Raw genomic sequence first — 17288 nt, forward strand, 5'->3', positions numbered from 1 at the left:
GTACAACAGCGAAGTCCAGGAGGCATGGATGAAGTTTTTGGTTGTAGGCGGCGCAGGCTACATTGGCTCACACATGGTCAAGCACCTGCTGGGTGCCGGCCATGAGGTGGTGGTGGCGGACCTGGTCTCGCCCGGCCCCGGCATCCAGTGGGCCAAATTGGACATCGCCGACGAGGCTGCCCTGGATGTACTGTTTGGCGTTTGCCACTTCGATGCCGTATTCCACTTTGCCTCGTTCATCCAGGTGGGCGAATCGGTCAGCGTGCCCGGCAAGTACTACCAAAACAATGTCGCGGCCACGCTTACTCTCCTGCAGGCCATGGTCAATGCGGGTATCAAACGGCTGGTGTTTTCTTCCAGCGCTGCCGTTTACGGTAACCCGCACTATGTGCCTATCGACGAAGCGCATGACAAAGAGCCAATCAACCCTTATGGGTTGAGCAAATGGATGGTCGAGCAGATTCTCGAAGACTTCGACCGGGCCTATGGCTTGAAGTCAGTATGCCTGCGCTACTTCAATGCGGCGGGTGCAGACCCGCAAGGCCAACTGGGCGAGCGGCATGACCCAGAAACCCACTTGATCCCCCTGATCCTGCAGGCCGCTTCGGGACGGCGCGAGGCGGTGACGGTGTTTGGCCGCGACTACGACACGCCCGATGGCACCTGTATACGCGACTACGTGCACGTAGCGGATTTGGCTGCGGCCCATGCGCTGGCGGTGGAGTACCTGTTGGCAGGTGGCGAACGTGCCGCGTTCAACCTAGGCAATGGCTTGGGCTTTTCGGTGCAACAGGTGATCGATACGGCCAGGGCGGTGACCGGCCGGCAAATCCATGCGCTCGATGCCCCACGCCGCGCCGGCGACCCGCCCAGGCTGGTGGCAGACGCCAGCAAGGCCATGCGGGTGCTGGGCTGGCGGCCAGAATTTGCCTCACTGGAGCAGATTGTGCGGCATGCCTGGCAATGGGAGTTGCAGTATCCGTGGGTGATGCGCCAAGGCTGAAATGTTGGGGGCGCTTTGCGCCCCATCGCGACGCAAGGCCGCTGCTACAGCGACAGCGTAATGGTCGAGATTTACGCTGTAGCTGTAGCAGCGGCCTTGCGTCACGATGGGCTGCGCTGCAGCCCTAGAATATCCGGCCCTAGTAATAAGTCCGTGGCTGCTCGTCGGCCTTGTTCAACACCGTACCGACCAAATTCACCCTGGCTAGGTGATGCAGGCAATCTTCGATTTCCTTCTTGTTGTTCATGCCGTTGGCCACCACCAGTAACACACAGTCGAACTTGGGTATCACAGTGATCGCATCGTCAGAGCTAAGCAATGGCGGCAAATCGAAAATGCAGATGCGCGACTCGTAGCGGTTGCGCAGTTCGCCGATCAGGTTGTTCACCTTGGGCGACGACAGCGTTTCAGTAGACAACGGCACCGGCACCCGCGTCGGCAGCACCACGAACCGGGGTAAGGTGGGGTTGACCAGGCAGTCTTGCAGCTCGGCCTGGTCCGTCAGAAACTCGTTAAGCGCTTGGTCCATGGGCAGGCCCAGGCTGCTGCCGACCTTGGGCCGACGCAGGTCAAAGTCCACCAGCAACGCGGTCTTGGTGGTGTGGTGGGCGATGCTCATGGCCAGATTGATCGCCAGCACCGTCTTGCCCGCTTCAGGCGTTGGCGAAGTGATCGCAAGGGTACGCCAGCCGTTCTCGTCCATGATCCTGAGCACTTGCGTGCGCAGCAGGTCGATCGGCCCGTTCATGTGGGAGTTCTTGTTGTAGGCCACGATACGGTGGCGTTCCAGGTGCTCGGCGTGCAGCGACACCACCTTGGTGTTCACGTAATCGAACTGGCCTGGCACCTCCGCCAGCGCTGTACCCGGTGCGGGTGACAGCGCCTGTGGGGTGCCCGGGGTAACCTGATGAAGATTATTGCCAACAGCCGGCTTGGTCCTGTCCATCACTGCGTTCCCTATGCAAACCGAGACATGACTTTGAACAACAGCACATCCAATGGCATGTACAACACGTGCACCAGCACCACCATGATAGCCGCCAGTGCCAGTGCCGCCAGGATCAAACCATTGCGCCAACGCTTGCGTCTGGCCACGTCAGCTTTGGTCTCGATGTAGGGCACTGCCGCCAGCACCCGTTTGCCCAGCAGGTTTTCCAAAGCCCCGACACCGCGAATGCGCTGGTTGAACATTTCCAGCAACATCACCAGTGCACCGCCACCGGCCGGTGCCAGCACCAAGCCCAGCGCGGCGATTTTCTTGCGGTTGGGCTTGATCGGTTTTTCGGGCATCAGCGGTGGCTCCAGCAGCACGAAGCGCTCAGCCTTGTTCTCCTGCTCCAGGCTTTCGGTAATCTTCGCGCCCATTTCCTTGGCGCGGATTTCCTCGTACTTCTTGCGCGCGTTGTCGTGGTCACGCATCAGCGTCACCAGGCCGCGCTCGACCTGCGGCGCCTCGAGGATCTCGGTCTCGTAGCCTTCCATCTTTCGGGTCAACTCACGCTTTTGCTCGGCCAGCGAAGCGATGCGCTCCTGTGCCGCGCTAATCTTGGCCCGCACGCGGGCAACGTCAAGGCTGACCGTGGAGACTGCTGCCGTGCGATTGCCACCGGCTTCGAGCGCCTGGATTCTGCGCTTTACCGCCAGTACATCGGGGTGGGCTTCCTTGTAGCGGCTGAGCAACCGGGCATACTCGGCCTTCAGGCTGGGCAGGTCCTGGGGCTGGTCGACACTGGCCGGTCTGCCACCATCGGCGGCCTTGGTGGCCAGCCCGGCATTGGCCGCGGACAGTTCCAGTTCCAGGTAACGCAGTTCTTCCTGCGCGGCCTTGTAATCTCGGTCGACTTCGCGGAATTCCAGTTCCGAGCGCGACAGCATGTTCATGCGCAGGGTCTGGTGCTCGGGCAAGGCATTGGCATGGGCCTGCTTGAAGTCCGCCAGCTGGTTTTCCAGGCTGGCCAGCTCAGCCCCCAGCTTGTTCGCCTCTTGCGTGAGGAACTCGGTGGTTTCGTTGGCCCGTTCGGTACGCTGCCTGAGGTTCTCGTTGAGGAACAGCGTCACCAGTTCGTCGGCGACTTCCTTGGCCACTTCCGGTTGCTTGTGCTCGAAGGACACATTGAATGCCACGGTCGCTTCACCGCGCCCGCGCACATAGGTGGTAAGGGTCTCGACCACCACGGCAGTGCGCATGTGCTCGATCTTGTCGCTTTCGCTGAAGCGCTTGTCGGCGAACAGGTTGTACTTGTCAATGATGCGCAGCAGGTTCTCGCGGGTCATTACCCGCTGGCGAATCACCTCGATGCGCTCATCGGCAAAGCTGGTGTTGTTGGTCGATACCAGCTCAGGCGAAATTTGCTGCGATTCCACCAGGATGGTGCCGGTCGACTGGTAGATCGGCGGCACCGTTACAGCGACAGCCACGGTCGCGGCCAGGATGACTACGATGCTTCCCCCTAATAACAGGGCCCTGTCCTTGATAATGGCGATGTAATCTCTGAGAGAAAGCTCGTAGTCAGACTTCATTGGGCCACCTGCCTGCTGTTCAGATGTCGGGGTACCTGTACGTCAACGTCAAACCGACGATGGTCGCGTTTGCATCAGTTTCGTGGTCCTGCTGCCGTTCCTTGTACATCAGCGACAAGCGCAGGTCCCAGTACGGCGAAAATTCGCGGCTGGCCCATACGCTGTAAGTCTGCAGCGTGTTTGGGGTTTGCCCTTTGCTGTCTTGCCAGGCGGCGTCTGCGCCCACCCGCGTCAGTTCGCTGACGGCATAACTCCATACACCGCGTACCTGGTCCAGCTCGGCGAAGCCGCCTTCGGCGCTGGCCACCGTGCTGCGTTCGGCGGTAAAGCTGGCGTCGGCGCGCACACCGGTGTACAGCAGCGCAACCCCACCCTCCCCGCGGCGGCCACCGTCGTCGCCGGAGACCTCGGTGACGCCGACGTGCGCATCGGCGCTGAAGCGTTCAGAAAGCTGGTACTTGACCCCCACCGCCGGGCTGTAGCTGTTGGAGGCCGTTGCCGTCTGGTCCTGTTCCGGCTCATATCGGCGGGCGCCAAAGCGGGTATACGTATCAGCCCGCTCGCTCAAGGCGTAGGTCCAGGTAAACACGTTCGCCAGTTCGTCATAACCCGTCAGCGTACTGATGTCATAACGGGCACGGTTATACGTGGTCTCGTTGCTCAGGGTGCTGCGGTCGGTAACCGCCTGGCTCCAGTTGCCGGTCAACGTGTACAACTTTTGCGTGCCGTCGGTGGTAACCACCCCGGTATCCAGCACCGTCCCCGACAACGTCGAGCTTTCGTTGTAGCGCGCCAACAGGCCAAAACGCCCGCGCTCGGTCTGGCGTTGCCAGCCCAGGCTTACATCCGGGTCTTCCCGGTCGTCGACCACCGCCGTGTCGGAGGAGCGCAACACATGCATGCCCAGCCCCAGTCTCAGTTCGTCACGGTCGAAGCTGCCGATCAGGGTGTAATCCGGCGCGATGATCGTGCGCGTTACACCCTTTTCACCCGACGAAATCAGCAACGGGTTGCTGTCGTACTCGACGGATGTCGGTACCACCACCGAAGACTGCCAATTTGCCGCCAGTACTGTATTCGCCAACGGCATCATCATGATTGCCGTTGCAATGCTAGTTGTTCTAAGAAGAGGCATTAAGTGTTCTTATTAAAGGCAAGATCAAGGAACGACCAGCGTATCGCCAGCCTGAAGTTGAATGTTGGTGGACATGTCACGTCCTGTCACCAGGTCCTTATATCGCACGGGCAGGATCTTTTGGGAAGCACCGGTGCCGCGGACCACCTTGATTTCGCTTTCGTCGGCAAACTTGTCCAGGCCGCCCGACATGCTCAAGGCTTGCAGCACCGCCGTAGGGCCCGCCATTTGGACTGGCCCAGGCTTGATCACTTTGCCTTGCACATAGACCAGGTTGCCAGCGATGCTCTTGACGACAACGCTGACGTTCGGGTCGGGGAGGAATTTTTCGAGTTTGGCAGCCACTTGCTTTTCAACTGCCGTTACATCCAGCCCGGCGACATTGATGCGCCCGGCCAAGGGGAAGGTGATACTGCCATCGGGAAGTACGGTGGCTTCTTGACGCAGGCTTTCTTCCTGCCACACCGAAACCAACACGACATCGCCAGGGCTGAGCAGGTAGGTAGCGCTGTTCGAGTCGGCACTGCCGGCACCGGACCACACCATCAACATGCAGAACGCGGTAAACAATGAACGCACCATGAGGGTCCCTCCGGCCAAATGGCCCGAAAAAGAGCACTGAATGAGAACAGCACACCAACTCTCGCTCCGCTTCGCGGCAAGTACCCCGCCGCGATGGCCTCGACCTTCCTGGAGGCCCTTACCTTGACGCTATGCAGCTTGCGCTGCGTGTAACCGTGGACCTGCACGGGCTACTGGCAATATAGCAACGGTTGGGAAATTAACAAGGCGAGCCCTGAGCGGTGGCACCACCCGTGATGCGGCTGATGGGCTCAGATTTTTCTTCTGTTAGCCACTGCCACAAAGCCAACAACGGCAAAGGCAAAGAACCAGCCAGCGGTTGAAACAGGAATGATACTGTTCTGGTTGATATAAGAATCTGCCGCACGCGCTGCACCACTCAAAAGCACCAGCAAAAACATCGATTTGATAATCAGAGCTGTGCGCATACGCCACCCTATTGGTGAGTAAAATCAATTATTTGTTGGCGCGGTATTGCAGGAGTTGTTTCGCTGTTGAATTGAGCTTATGGGCACAGTGACACTACGTCAATGATCCGACACCATAATAAAATTCAATGGACAACTGGCGGGTTCGTCAAAATATCGACATATGAATTATGCACGCGGCGCTGCTGTGGATGGCGGCAGCGTTTCACCGCTGAGAAAGGGCAGTAACCTCTGTGGGGCACATAAGCGCCCCCCTGTGGTTTCATGCCTCTGCGTGGTGTACCACCACCAGCAACTGCGCCGGCAGCGGCCCCACCGAGCGCAGGCGGTGCGGGGTTTGGGCATTGAAATGCAGGGCATCGCCTTGCTCCAGCAGCACCCGCTCGTTCATGAAGTCCACTTCTACCTGGCCGCTGTGGACGAACAGGAATTCTTCGCCCAGGTGTTCCTTGAACGTAGGGTCGCTGAACTCGGAGGGCGGCTGGATCAAAAACGGCAGCAGGCTGCGCTGCCCAACCTGGCTGGTCAAGGCAGCGTACCCCGGCCCTACCCCGTCCCCGACCAGGGCCTGGCGCTGGCCGTGACGCACCAGGCTGTAGCGGCTCTGGCGGGTCTGTTCTTCGGCGAACAACTCTTCGACATTGACATTCAGTGCCCGCGCCAGCTTCAGCGCGGCGGCGATCGAGGGGGTGTTCAGGCCGCGCTCGACCTTGGACAGGTAGCTTTTGGTCATGCCGGTCTTGTCGGCCAGCAGCTCCAAGGTCATCCCCAGTTTCTTTCGCAGCAGTTTCAATCGGATAGACATGTGACGCGGGTTCCAGGCTGAGGCAGCCTGGCCATCATACGTGGACTGACAGGGAAATGCTGGGGCTGCTGCGCGCAGCCCCCGACTTTACGGCATCACCGGCGGCAGGTACTGCAACGTCGTACCCAATGCCCACAGCAACACCAGCACCAGCGGCACATGCACCAGCAACTGCACGAATGAGAAGCCAATCAGGTCGCGCGCCTTGAGCCCCAGTACACCCAGTAGCGGCAGCATGTAGAACGGGTTAATCAGGTTCGGCAAAGCTTCGGCGGCGTTGTAGATTTGCACTGCCCAACCCAAGTGGTACTGCAAATCGTTGGCCACCAGCATCACGTAAGGTGCCTCGATGATCCACTTGCCACCCCCCGAAGGGATGAAGAAGCCCAGCACTGCCGAATACACCCCCATCAGCAAGGCATAGGTGTCATGGGTAGCGATCTGGGTGAAGAACAACGAAATGTGATGGGCCAGGGTTTGCTCGTCGACACCCTTCACCTGGGTGAGGATGGCGGCGATCGAACCATACAGCGGGAACTGGATCAGCACCCCCGTGGTAGTCGGAACCGCCCGGGTCACCGCGTCGAGGAAGCTGCGCGGGCGCCAGTGCAGCAAGGCACCGAGCATGATGAACAGCAGGTTGTAGGTGTTCAGCCCAGAAATGGCAGTAATTGCCGGCTTGGTGGCGAACTCCTGGTATAGCCAGCCGGCGGCCAGCGCCACCAGCAGCAGGATCAGGATAGGGCTGTATTCCAACCACTCACCTGGGCGGGTGCGCTGGGGTGCCGGCGGTGCGGTAAAGCTGGGGTCGACGCCACAGTCCTGGGCGCTGCGCGCGCTGTTCGGGCCTGGGGCTGTGGCATAGGCGACCACCAGCGAGACCACCACCAACGCCGCCAGCAGCACGCCGGACTGCCAGAGGAAGATGGTTTCGGTGAACGGGATTACCCCGGTGATCGACAGGATCGACGGTGGCAGGCTGGCCGGGTTGGCCTGCAACTGCGCTGCCGACGAAGACAAGCCCAGCGCCCATACGGCGCCCAAGCCCAGGTAGGCGGCAGCACCGGCGGCGCGGTAATCCATCTTCAGCTCGGTGCGCCGCGCCAGGGCCCGCACCAGCAAACCACCAAACACCAGCGACAGGCCCCAATTGAGCAACGACGCCAGCATTGAAATCAGCGCCACCCAACACACGGCCGAACGGCCGTTCTTCGGAATGCGCGCCAGGCGGTCGATCAGCCGGGCGGCGGGCGGCGAACTGGCCACCACATAGCCGCCGATAACCACGAAGGCCATCTGCATGGTGAATGGGATCAGGCTCCAGAAACCATCGCCAAAGGCCTTGGCGGTGTCGGTCGGCTTGGCGCCCGTGACCAAGGCGCCGATGCTCACCAGCATCACCGCCAGGGCAGCGAATACCCAGGAGTCTGGGAACCAGCGTTCGGCCCAGTTGGAACAGCGCAAGGCAAAGCGGGCGGAGCGGCTGTCTTGGATTTCAGCGGCCACGGTTCAATTCCTTTTATTGGTTTTATGAGGCGAAACAGTATTGCCGGATAACGCAAACAACTGTGGGAGCGGGCTTGCCTGCGAATGCTGTGGTGAATTCACGACGCATTCGCGGGCACGCCCGCTCCCACAGGTAGGATCACGTATTGCTTTAGAAGGTCATTTCCTTCACGTCATCCGGCACGATCAGCTTGCCGGCGGTTTTCTGGATGATTTCTTCAACGCTCACCCCGGGCGCGGTCTCGCGCAGGATGAAGGCGCCGTCTTCGATTTCCAGGTAGGCCAGGTCGGTCAGCACCTTGCGGATGCAGCCGGCACCGGTCAGCGGCAGGCTGCAGTGCGCCAGCAATTTGGACTCGCCGTCCTTGGAAGCATGGGTCATGGTGACGATGATGTTCTCAGCACCGGCCACCAGGTCCATGGCGCCGCCCATGCCCTTCACCAGCTTGCCCGGGATCATCCACGAGGCAATGTTGCCTTGCACGTCCACTTCGAAAGCGCCCAGTACGGTTAGGTCGACGTGGCCGCCACGGATCATGGCGAACGATTGCGCCGAGTCGAAGATCGAGGCGCCACGGCGGGCGGTGACAGTCTGCTTGCCGGCATTGATCATGTCGGCATCCAGGGTGCTTTCGGTGGGGAATTCGCCCATACCAAGCAGGCCGTTTTCCGATTGCAGCATTACATCCATGTCGGCAGGTACGTAGTTGGCCACCAAGGTCGGAATACCGATGCCCAGGTTGACGTAGTAGCCGTCTTTCAGTTCACGGGCAACACGTTGCGCCATCTGTTCGCGGGTCAGTGCCATGGTCAGGATCTCTTTGTTGTTCTGGTGGATGGCGCTCAGGCCTTGACGGTGCGCTTTTCGATACGCTTTTCGAAGGTGCCGACGATGACGCGGTCCACGTAAATACCCGGGGTGTGGATTTCGCTGGGCAGCAGCACGCCGGGCTCGACGATCTCTTCCACTTCGACCACGGTGATCTTGCCGGCGGTGGCTGCCAGCGGGTTGAAGTTTTGCGCGGTGTTGCGGTACACCACGTTGCCGTAGTGGTCGGCTTTCCAGCCCTTGACGATGGCGAAGTCACCGGTGATGGATTGTTCGAGGATGTACTTGCGGCCGTTGAACTCGCGCACTTCCTTGCCGTCGGCAACCGGGGTGCCGTAGCCGGTGGCGGTGTAGAAGGCCGGGATGCCGGCGCCGCCAGCGCGCATCTTCTCGGCGAGGGTGCCCTGCGGGGTCAGTTCCACATCCAGTTCACCGCTCAGCAGCTGGCGTTCAAACTCAGCGTTCTCGCCCACGTAGGACGCGACCATCTTGCGAATTTGCCGGTCCTCCAGCAGCACGCCGAGGCCAAAGCCATCGACGCCGCAGTTGTTGGAAACCACGGTCAAACCCTTGACGCCACGGCGCTTGATTTCACTGATGAGGTTTTCTGGGATGCCGCACAGGCCGAAACCGCCCGCCAGTACCGTCATGTTGTCGGTCAGGCCTTCGAGGGCCTGTTCATAGGTTGCAACGCGCTTGTCCAGTCCGGCCATGCTGATCCGCCTTTTGTAGTTGTTGAACCGACGAGGCTGTCGGTGAGCGTGTGGGGACATCTTCACCGCAAGCGACTGATTTGTTAATTTTGTTTTAATCATCGATTGATAACTTTTGCAAAACAACCAGTAGGCCCGTCATGAACGTCAAGCAACTGCGCGCCTTTGTCGCCGTGGCCAAGTACCAAAGCTTCGCCCAAGCCGGTGAGCACCTGCATGTCTCGCAACCGGCGCTGAGCCTGACCATCAAGGCCCTGGAAGAAAACCTTGGCGGCGCCCTGCTCAGCCGCACCACGCGTAGCGTCAGCCTGACCGCCGAAGGCGAGGTGCTGCTGCCACTGGCACGGCGCCTGCTGGCCGACTGGGACGACACCGAAGAGATGCTACGCCAGCGTTTCACCCTGCAGCTGGGCCGGGTTTCGGTGGCGGCCATGCCCGCCTTCGCCGGCAACTTGCTGCCCCGCTCGCTCAAGGTGTTTCGCCAGTGCTACCCAAAGGTCAACGTCACCGTGCATGACGTGATCAACGAACAGGTACAGGAACTGGTGCGCCATCGCCGCGTCGAACTGGGCATCGGCTTCGAGCCGGACAACATCGACGGCCTGAACTTCCACCCGTTGTACATGGACCGCTTCGTTGCGGTGGTGCCCGCCGATTCGCCATTGGCGCTGCTGCCCCAAGTCAGTTGGGCGCAGCTGATGGCCGAAGACTTCGTGGCCCTGCAACGTCCATCGGCGGTGCGCTTGCTGATGGAGCAGAACGTAGCCGCCCATCATGGCAAGCTGACGGTAGCCTTCGAGAGCCACCAGTTGGCAACCATCGGCCGTATGGTTGCCAGCGGCCTGGGGGTCAGTGCCGTGCCGGCGCTGTGCATCAACCAGATGCAAGAACTTGGCGCCCGCTGCGTGACCCTGGTCGAACCCACGGTCGAGCGCCGCATCGGCGTGATTGCCCTCAGTGAACACAAGCTTTCTACTGCAGCGCAGGCGCTGCTTGAGGTTGTGCTTTCCACTACCCAGATCCCGGAGGTGACATGCGTTACGTGAAACTGGCAGGTTCGAGCGTTCCGGCCATCGGCCAAGGCACCTGGTACATGGGTGAAGATCCAGGCTTGCGCGCCGCCGAGGTAGCAGCGCTGCAACAGGGCATCGAACTTGGCCTGAGCTTGATCGATAGCGCCGAGATGTATGCTGAAGGCGGCGCCGAGGAAGTCGTTGGCCAAGCCATTGCCGGGCGCCGTGACCAGGTGTTTCTGGTCAGCAAGGTCTACCCGCACAATGCCAGCCGACGCGGCATGGCGGCCGCCTGCGAGCGCAGCCTCACACGCCTGGGCACCGACTGCATCGACCTGTACCTGCTGCACTGGCGTGGCCAGCACCCGCTGGACGAAACCGTCGAAGCCTTCGAGCGCCTGCGCGAGCAAGGCAAGATCAAACGTTGGGGCGTTTCCAATTTCGACGTCGACGACCTGCGCGAACTGCACAACCCCGATTGCGCCACCAACCAGGTGTTGTACAACCCGGCCCAGCGTGGCATCGAGTTCGACCTGTTGCCCTGGTGCGAAAAGCGCGCCTTGCCGACCATGGCCTACTGCCCGCTGGCCCAGGCCGGGCGCCTGTTGCAGCACCCTGTGCTGGCGGAAATCGCTGAGCGCCATGGCGCCACACCAGCCCAGGTCAGCCTGGCCTGGGTGACCCGCGATGACGGCGTGATTGCCATTCCCAAGGCCGTGGCGCCCGAGCATGTGCGGCTGAATGCGGCCGCGGGTTCGCTGACCTTGACCAGCGAAGACCTGTGGGCGATCGACCGAGCGTTCCCAGCACCGACGCGCAAGCAGCGGTTGGCGATGGTCTAGCTACTGACACGAAACCGCTTTTGTGGGAGCGGGCGTGCCCGCGAACACCGGCAACGCCGGTGCCATACACTGCGGGGCCTTCTTCGCGGGCGCGCCCGCCCCCACAGGTGCCTGGGCAATGCCGCAACTGGGCTCAGTGAAAATCCCGGCTGCGCACATCCAGCCCCTGCAACAGCGGGCTCATATCCTCCAGCCGCCGCGCTATCAGGTGGCGCACACCATTCTCCTGCTCCAGCCGCCCACTGACCTTGAGCAACTGCGCGCCCACCAGGGCCCGTCGCTGCCGCTCGGCCAGGTCCCGCCACACCACCACATTAACCATGCCATGCTCGTCCTCCAGGGTGACGAAGGTCACGCCGCTGGCGGTCTGTGGCCGCTGGCGGCCTACCACCAGCCCGGCCACGGCAATAGTGTCGCCATGCTCGACACCTTGCAGCTCGCATGAACTGCGACAGCCCAGTGCCCTCAGCCGTGCGCGCAACAAGGCCAGCGGATGCGGGCCAAGCGTGGTGCCAAGGGTTTGGTAATCCGCCATCAGGTCCTCGCCCACAGTGGGCACCGGCAGTTCAACGGCGCTTTCTGGCAAGGCGTGTACGTCGGCGAACAAGGGCAGTTGCGGCTGCACTGCCGCCACCTGCCAGCGCGCCTGGTGGCGATCGCGGGCCAAGGCGCGCAACGCACCGGCATCCGCCAAGCGGGCACGGGCACGCGCGTCGAGCCCGGCGCGCAGGCACAGGTCTTCGACATCGCGCCATGGCCGCTGCGCCCTGGCCTGAGCCAGGCGCCTGGCATCGGCCTCGGCCAGCCCGCGCACCAGGCGCAAGCCCATGCGGATAGCCAGTGCGCCTTCTGCCTCAGGCTCAAGCGTGCAATCCCACTCGCTGTGGCAAACATCCACCGGGCGCACCTCGATACCCTGGCGCCGGGCCTCTTGCAGTAACTGGTCGGGGCTGTAGAAGCCCATGGGCCAGCTGTTGACCAGCGCGCAGGTGAAAATCGCCGGCTCATGGCACTTGAGCCAGCTGCTGGCATAACACAGCAAGGCAAAGCTGGCCGCGTGCGATTCCGGGAAGCCATAGCTGCCAAAGCCCTTGATCTGCTCGAAAATGCGTTCGGCAAACGCCAGCTCGTAACCATTGCGCAACATACCCTGCACCAGCCGCTGGCGGTGCGGCTCCAGGCCGCCGTGGCGCTTCCAGGCGGCCATGCTGCGGCGCAACTGGTCAGCCTCGCCCGGGCTGTAGTCGGCCGCGACGATGGCCAGTTCCATCACTTGCTCCTGGAACAGCGGCACGCCCAGGGTACGTTCGAACACTTCCTTCAGTTGCGGCGACGGGTACGTCACCGGCTCTTGCTTCAGACGCCGACGCAAGTAAGGGTGCACCATGTCGCCCTGGATTGGCCCGGGGCGGACGATGGCGACCTCGATGACCAGGTCGTAGAACTTTTCCGGGCGCAGCCGAGGCAGCATGGCCATTTGCGCGCGCGACTCGATCTGGAACACGCCCATGGTCTCGGCGCGGCTGATCATCGCGTAGGTGGCCGGGTCTTCGCCGGGGATGGTGGCCAACGTCAGGTGCCGGCCGCGGTGGCGTTGCAGCAGGTCGAAGCAACGGCGCAAGGCACTGAGCATGCCCAGCGCCAGCACGTCGACCTTGAGTAGGCCAAGCATGTCCAGGTCGTCCTTGTCCCACTGGATCACCGTGCGTTTCGGCATCGCGGCATTCTCCACCGGCACCAACTCGTCCAGGGGTTGCTGCGAGATAACGAAACCGCCTGGGTGCTGTGACAGGTGCCGGGGGAAGCCGATCAGCTCACCGGCCAGCACCAGCACCCGCCGCAGCGAAGGGCTACCGGCCTCGAAACCGGCCTCGGCCAGGCGCGAGTCATCAGGTAGGCGGTCGCTCCAGCGGCCACAGCATTTGGCCAAGGCGTCCACCTGGTCGGTCGGCAACCCCAGCACCCGTGCCACATCCCGCACCGCGCCGGCGGCATGGTAGGTGTTGACCACCGCAGTCAGCGCCGCCCGGTGGCGGCCATAGCGACGAAACACATACTGGATCACTTCTTCGCGGCGGTCGTGCTCGAAGTCCACGTCAATATCCGGCGGTTCGTTACGCTCGCGTGACAGGAAGCGCTCGAACAGCAAGCGGTGGGTCATGGGATCGAGTTCGGTGATACCCAGCACGAAACACACCACCGAGTTGGCGGCCGAACCCCGCCCCTGGCAAAGAATGCCCTGGCTACGGGCGAAGGTGACGATGTCGTGCACCGTCAGGAAGTAGCTTTCGTAGCCCAGGTCCTCGATCAGCGCCAACTCCTTGGCCAGCACCTCCCGCACCTTGCCACTGGGCCCGGCCGGCCAGCGCAACGGCAAACCCTGCTCGCACAATGCCCGCAGCCAGCTCGCCGGGGTATGGCCCTGGGGCACCAGTTCGCGTGGGTACTGGTAGTTCAGCTCGCTCAGTTCAAACTGGCAACGCGCGGCGATGACCAGGGTTTCGGCCAGCAGGTCGGCCGGGTAGAGTTCGCCCAGCTGCGCCTGGCTGCGCAGGTGCCGCTCGCCGTTGGCAAACAGGAAGCGCCCGGCCTCGGCTACCTGGCAGTGCTGGCGGATGGCGGTCATGCAGTCCTGCAGGGCGCGGCGGCCGCGCACGTGCATGTGCACGTCGCCACAGGCCACCGCGCGGATCCCCACCGTGGCCGCCAGGCCGCGCAAACGCTCGAGGCGCAAGGCATCGTCGCTGCCGCGGTGCAGGTGCACGGCCAGCCACAGGCGGTCGCCGAACACGCTGTGCAGCCACTGCCCGGGGGCGGCATCGGCGCTGTCATCGGCCACCCACAGTGCCAGCAGGCCCTGATGGTGCTGCTGCAGGTCGTCGCGAAACAGCTGGTACTGGCCCTTTTGCGCCCGCCGCCGGGCCCGGGTGATCAGCGCGCACAGGTTTTGGTAGCCGCTCAGGTCCTGCACCAGCAGCACCAGCTTGGGGCCATCCTGCAACTGCACTTCACTGCCCACGATCAGCCGCAGCTGGTGCTCCTTCGCGGCCTGCCAAGCCCGGACGATACCGGCCAAGGTGCATTCATCGGTGATCGCCAGGGCCTGGTAACCCTGCTCGCGCGCACGGCGCAACAGCTCGTCAGCGCTCGACGCACCGCGCTGGAAGCTGAAGTTGGACAGGCAATGCAGCTCGGCATAACCCGAGGTATTCATGCGAACCAACCCTGCAGCCACAACGGGCCGGCCTGGCTCAGGTCGCGATAGGCCCAGCCGCGCAGGCCGTCGCGGGTTTCGATGCGGTAGTAATCACGGCGCACGTCGCCGCCATCCCACCAGCCCGACTCGATGCGCTCGGCGTGGCCTTGCACGCGGTAGCCGGTTTCGTCCAGCGCCAGGGGCGCCGCCAGCAACCAGCCCGGGCGGCTATTGGGCGTAACCGGCATGTTGCCCGGGGCACCCTGCTCTACCGCTTGCCAGGCACATTCGGGGCGGTGATCGGCTGCCGCACTCAGGCCTTTGACCGCCTCGTCCCCCAAGCGGGCGCGCAGCCGTTCGCGCAATTGCTCCCAGGGTTGTGCCTGTTGCGCACGCGGGTCGAACAACGCTTGGTGTTGCGGCACAAAGGGTGGCAGGTCTTCGGCCACCAGCCGCAGGTTGCGCACCGGTGCGGGAATACGCAGCGGTTCCAGGCGCTCGCGCGCCAGTTCGAACAGCATCGCGGCATCGCGTTCGGCGGCCAGCAGGCCCACCTTGAGCAGGGTGTCCGGCCCTTCGGCGTGCTCCAGGTGCAGGCAGAAGCGCTGCACGCCACAGTCACGCCCGGCGAGGAACGCGGCAAGGTCGTTGAGCATGCGCCGCAGCGGGAACAGCAGGGCCTGGTGCGACTCGACGTCGAAGTTAAGCTCCAGCCGGGTTTCGAAGCGGTCAGGTGGCTGGTAAAAGCTCAGCCCCAAATTGCGCAGGCCGAGCAACTGGTCCAGGTGCAGCTGTACCTGGGCCGAAAAGCGCCTGGCCAGGGTATCGCGGGGCAAGGCCAGTACTTGGCCCAACTGGCGCAGCCCCATACGGGCAAAGGCTTCGGCGGCCTCTGCTGGCAAGCCGATACGCTCGATGGGCATGCCCAGCAGCGCCGCACGGGTCGCCTCGGCATCACACACGGCCAGGCCATCGTGGCCGTTGGCGAGCATGCGCGCCGCCACCGGGTTGCTGGCCAGGACGATGCGTTGGCGCAGGCCCAAGTCGGCCAGCTCTTGGCGCAGGCGGGCCTCGAACAAGGGCCAGGGGCCGAACAGTTGCAAGCTGGAGCCCACCTCCAGCAGCAGTGCCCGTGGGTAGTGCAAGCTGACCTGGGCACTGAAGCGGTAGGCCCAGGCTGCCAGCAACTGCTGCACCTGGTCGATGCGCTTGGGGTCGGCTTCGACGCAGCTGAAGCCATCGGCCAGGGCGCGCGCGGCCGTCAGGGTTTGCCCGGCCCGCAGGCCTAGCGCGGCTGCCGCCGGGTTGACCGCCTGCAGCACTCGTCGCTGGGGCGGCCCGCCAAGCAGCACCAGGGGTGTCTCGGGGTCGTCACGCTCACGCAGGACCGTGTCCAGCGCCAGCTGCGGAAGCAGAATGCAGGCCCAGAGCATGGTGCATCAGCCCCGCCCCGGGCAGGCAATGGGCAGCGCCGGTGGCATGCCGCCACGGCTTTTCAGCACGCGCCATTGCGCCGGGCGCGTGTCGACGGCAATACGCAGCGCTGCCGGTGAAGGGTTGTGCGCCGCCTGTTGCGGCCGGCAGGCGAACGCCAGCGCCTGACCGGTTTCGGCGGCCACCTGCAAGCGCCGCAGGGTACGGTCATCGGCACGCGCCGGCCAGCACAGCACCGCCGCGCAACTGCCGGAACGCAGGCACTGCTCGGCGGCCCACAGGGCATCGGCCGGGTCGGCATCTACCTGCACCAGCCAGCGCAGGTCCACCCCCGCGGCCTGCCAGGCCGGGGCGTAAGGAATGAAGGGCGGCGCCACCAGCACCACCCGGCCACCTTCAGCACTCAGGCGCGCCAGCGTTGGCCACAGCAATTGCAGTTCGCCACAGCCGGGGCTGGCCAACAACAGTTCGCTGAGTGCTGCAGCCGGCCAACCGCCTTCAGGCAAGCGTTGGTCGAGGGCGGCATGGCCGGTGGGCTGCTGGCCGAGTGGCCGCGCCTGGGCCTGCCGGCCGCGCCATACGCGGCGCTGGTCGAGCAGCCTGTCGAGGTCGACCACCGCGCCCATCAGTCACGCCTCAGCAAGCCGCAGAACACACCTTCGATGAAAAACGCCTGTTCCGGCTGCACATCGATGGGCGCATAGGCCGGGTTGCGCGGCAACAGCCGGTAACCGTTGCCCTGGCGTTGCAGGCGCTTGATGGTCACCTCGCCGTCCAGGCGTGCGACCACGATCTGCCCGTCGCGGGCGTCGGCCTGTTGCAGGATGCCGACCAGGTCACCATCGAAGATGCCGTCGTCGATCATCGAGTCGCCACGCACCTTCAACAGGTAGTCGGGGGTACGGCGGAACAGGCTAGGGTCGAGCAGCAACTGCTCGTGGATGTCGAGGTCCGGGCCGATAGGGGCACCTGCCGCCACTTGGCCGAGCACCGGTATTTCGAGGATTTCCGGGCGGCGCAGCGGTGCGGCCAAACGAATGCCCCGCGCCTGGTTCGGCGTGACATCGATGTAGCCGGCCTGGCACAAGGCGGTGATGTGCTTGCGCGCGACGCTGCGCGAGGCAAAACCGAAGCGCGTGGCGATATCGGCCAGGCTCGGTGGCTGGCCGTGGTCGGCGATGCGCTCACGGATGAAGTCGAAGATAGCGCGGCGTTTGGGGGTAAGCGTGTCCATGGAGCACATTTGTACTCTTTTCGGTGCACGCTGAACAGCCCCCTTCGT

At 63.2% G+C, this 17288-nt stretch carries 16 protein-coding genes; 3 read left to right on the plus strand and 13 right to left on the minus strand.

From position 1 onward, the window contains the following. Positions 1-28 precede the first annotated feature (28 nt). Positions 29-1003 carry a UDP-glucose 4-epimerase GalE gene (galE, locus tag DV532_RS12740; RefSeq protein WP_056804190.1) on the plus strand — a complete coding sequence of 325 codons (975 nt, stop codon included), beginning with the start codon at positions 29-31 and terminating at the stop codon, positions 1001-1003. 139 nt (positions 1004-1142) lie between these two features. On the opposite strand, the gene DV532_RS12745 is transcribed toward galE, so the two are convergent. The 9 genes from DV532_RS12745 to DV532_RS12780 all read right to left on the minus strand — a co-directional run bounded on the left by DV532_RS12745 (position 1143) and on the right by DV532_RS12780 (position 9521). Further along, positions 1143-1949, minus strand: a complete 807-nt coding sequence (locus DV532_RS12745) for a CpsD/CapB family tyrosine-protein kinase (protein ID WP_056804187.1) — start codon at positions 1947-1949, stop codon at positions 1143-1145. Positions 1950-1960: 11 nt separating this feature from the next. Further along, positions 1961-3523, minus strand: coding sequence for a Wzz/FepE/Etk N-terminal domain-containing protein (locus tag DV532_RS12750; RefSeq protein ID WP_056804184.1), 1563 nt, complete (start codon positions 3521-3523; stop codon positions 1961-1963). 19 nt (positions 3524-3542) lie between these two features. After that, positions 3543-4658, minus strand: a complete 1116-nt coding sequence (locus tag DV532_RS12755; protein ID WP_056804181.1) for a hypothetical protein — start codon at positions 4656-4658, stop codon at positions 3543-3545. Between the two features lie 24 nt (positions 4659-4682). Beyond that, positions 4683-5240: a polysaccharide biosynthesis/export family protein gene (locus tag DV532_RS12760; protein ID WP_056804178.1), complete on the minus strand. Its 558-nt coding sequence runs from the start codon at positions 5238-5240 to the stop codon at positions 4683-4685. A gap of 251 nt (positions 5241-5491) precedes the next feature. Next, positions 5492-5668, minus strand: coding sequence for an EPS-associated small membrane protein EppA (gene eppA, locus DV532_RS30265; protein WP_162948974.1), 177 nt, complete (start codon positions 5666-5668; stop codon positions 5492-5494). A 262-nt stretch (positions 5669-5930) separates the two neighbouring features. Then, a complete protein-coding gene (locus DV532_RS12765) occupies positions 5931-6473 on the minus strand; it encodes a helix-turn-helix domain-containing protein (protein ID WP_056804175.1) in 543 nt (180 codons plus the stop codon). An 87-nt stretch (positions 6474-6560) separates the two neighbouring features. After that, positions 6561-7979, minus strand: a complete 1419-nt coding sequence (locus DV532_RS12770) for a short-chain fatty acid transporter (protein WP_056804171.1) — start codon at positions 7977-7979, stop codon at positions 6561-6563. Positions 7980-8130: 151 nt separating this feature from the next. Next, positions 8131-8787: a CoA transferase subunit B gene (locus DV532_RS12775; RefSeq protein WP_056804168.1), complete on the minus strand. Its 657-nt coding sequence runs from the start codon at positions 8785-8787 to the stop codon at positions 8131-8133. Between the two features lie 35 nt (positions 8788-8822). Beyond that, entirely contained in the window at positions 8823-9521 is a 699-nt protein-coding gene (locus tag DV532_RS12780; RefSeq protein WP_056804166.1) for a CoA transferase subunit A, read from the minus strand. A 140-nt stretch (positions 9522-9661) separates the two neighbouring features. On the opposite strand from DV532_RS12780, the gene DV532_RS12785 reads away from it, so the two are divergent. Then, a complete protein-coding gene (locus DV532_RS12785; protein ID WP_056804163.1) occupies positions 9662-10567 on the plus strand; it encodes a LysR family transcriptional regulator in 906 nt (301 codons plus the stop codon). Beyond that, positions 10555-11376: an aldo/keto reductase gene (locus tag DV532_RS12790; RefSeq protein WP_056804160.1), complete on the plus strand. Its 822-nt coding sequence runs from the start codon at positions 10555-10557 to the stop codon at positions 11374-11376. Before DV532_RS12785 ends, DV532_RS12790 begins: the two co-directional genes overlap by 13 nt. 133 nt (positions 11377-11509) lie before the next feature. On the opposite strand, the gene DV532_RS12800 is transcribed toward DV532_RS12790, so the two are convergent. From DV532_RS12800 to lexA, 4 genes are read right to left on the minus strand one after another with little or no spacing between them, the layout of a single operon-like run. Next, positions 11510-14590 (minus strand): error-prone DNA polymerase, encoded by a 3081-nt coding sequence (locus DV532_RS12800; RefSeq protein ID WP_056804157.1) that lies wholly within the window; start codon positions 14588-14590, stop codon positions 11510-11512. Beyond that, positions 14587-16005 carry a DNA polymerase Y family protein gene (locus DV532_RS12805; RefSeq protein WP_056804154.1) on the minus strand — a complete coding sequence of 473 codons (1419 nt, stop codon included), beginning with the start codon at positions 16003-16005 and terminating at the stop codon, positions 14587-14589. The genes DV532_RS12800 and DV532_RS12805 overlap by 4 nt, the downstream gene beginning before the upstream one ends. A 6-nt stretch (positions 16006-16011) precedes the next feature. After that, entirely contained in the window at positions 16012-16632 is a 621-nt protein-coding gene (gene imuA / locus DV532_RS12810) for a translesion DNA synthesis-associated protein ImuA (protein WP_056804152.1), read from the minus strand. Beyond that, on the minus strand, positions 16632-17249 hold the full coding sequence (gene lexA / locus DV532_RS12815) for a transcriptional repressor LexA (RefSeq protein WP_056804150.1): 618 nt from the start codon (positions 17247-17249) through the stop codon (positions 16632-16634). The genes imuA and lexA overlap by 1 nt, the downstream gene beginning before the upstream one ends. Positions 17250-17288: the final 39 nt, after the last annotated feature.

Origin of the sequence: Pseudomonas sp. Leaf58 (assembly GCF_003627215.1) — a bacterium.
Classification (GTDB): Bacteria; Pseudomonadota; Gammaproteobacteria; order Pseudomonadales; family Pseudomonadaceae; genus Aquipseudomonas.

Coding starts and splice junctions, on each gene's coding strand:
- DV532_RS12780 (WP_056804166.1), bottom strand. CDS start 9,521: ATGGCCGGACTGGACAAGCGCGTTGCAACCTATGAACAGGCCCTCGAA.
- DV532_RS12760 (WP_056804178.1), bottom strand. CDS start 5,240: ATGGTGCGTTCATTGTTTACCGCGTTCTGCATGTTGATGGTGTGGTCC.
- DV532_RS12755 (WP_056804181.1), bottom strand. CDS start 4,658: ATGCCTCTTCTTAGAACAACTAGCATTGCAACGGCAATCATGATGATG.
- DV532_RS12775 (WP_056804168.1), bottom strand. CDS start 8,787: ATGGCACTGACCCGCGAACAGATGGCGCAACGTGTTGCCCGTGAACTG.
- DV532_RS12790 (WP_056804160.1), top strand. CDS start 10,555: ATGCGTTACGTGAAACTGGCAGGTTCGAGCGTTCCGGCCATCGGCCAA.
- eppA (WP_162948974.1), bottom strand. CDS start 5,668: ATGCGCACAGCTCTGATTATCAAATCGATGTTTTTGCTGGTGCTTTTG.
- lexA (WP_056804150.1), bottom strand. CDS start 17,249: ATGTGCTCCATGGACACGCTTACCCCCAAACGCCGCGCTATCTTCGAC.
- DV532_RS12745 (WP_056804187.1), bottom strand. CDS start 1,949: ATGGACAGGACCAAGCCGGCTGTTGGCAATAATCTTCATCAGGTTACC.
- DV532_RS12765 (WP_056804175.1), bottom strand. CDS start 6,473: ATGTCTATCCGATTGAAACTGCTGCGAAAGAAACTGGGGATGACCTTG.
- DV532_RS12750 (WP_056804184.1), bottom strand. CDS start 3,523: ATGAAGTCTGACTACGAGCTTTCTCTCAGAGATTACATCGCCATTATC.
- DV532_RS12785 (WP_056804163.1), top strand. CDS start 9,662: ATGAACGTCAAGCAACTGCGCGCCTTTGTCGCCGTGGCCAAGTACCAA.
- DV532_RS12800 (WP_056804157.1), bottom strand. CDS start 14,590: ATGAATACCTCGGGTTATGCCGAGCTGCATTGCCTGTCCAACTTCAGC.
- imuA (WP_056804152.1), bottom strand. CDS start 16,632: ATGGGCGCGGTGGTCGACCTCGACAGGCTGCTCGACCAGCGCCGCGTA.
- DV532_RS12805 (WP_056804154.1), bottom strand. CDS start 16,005: ATGCTCTGGGCCTGCATTCTGCTTCCGCAGCTGGCGCTGGACACGGTC.
- galE (WP_056804190.1), top strand. CDS start 29: ATGAAGTTTTTGGTTGTAGGCGGCGCAGGCTACATTGGCTCACACATG.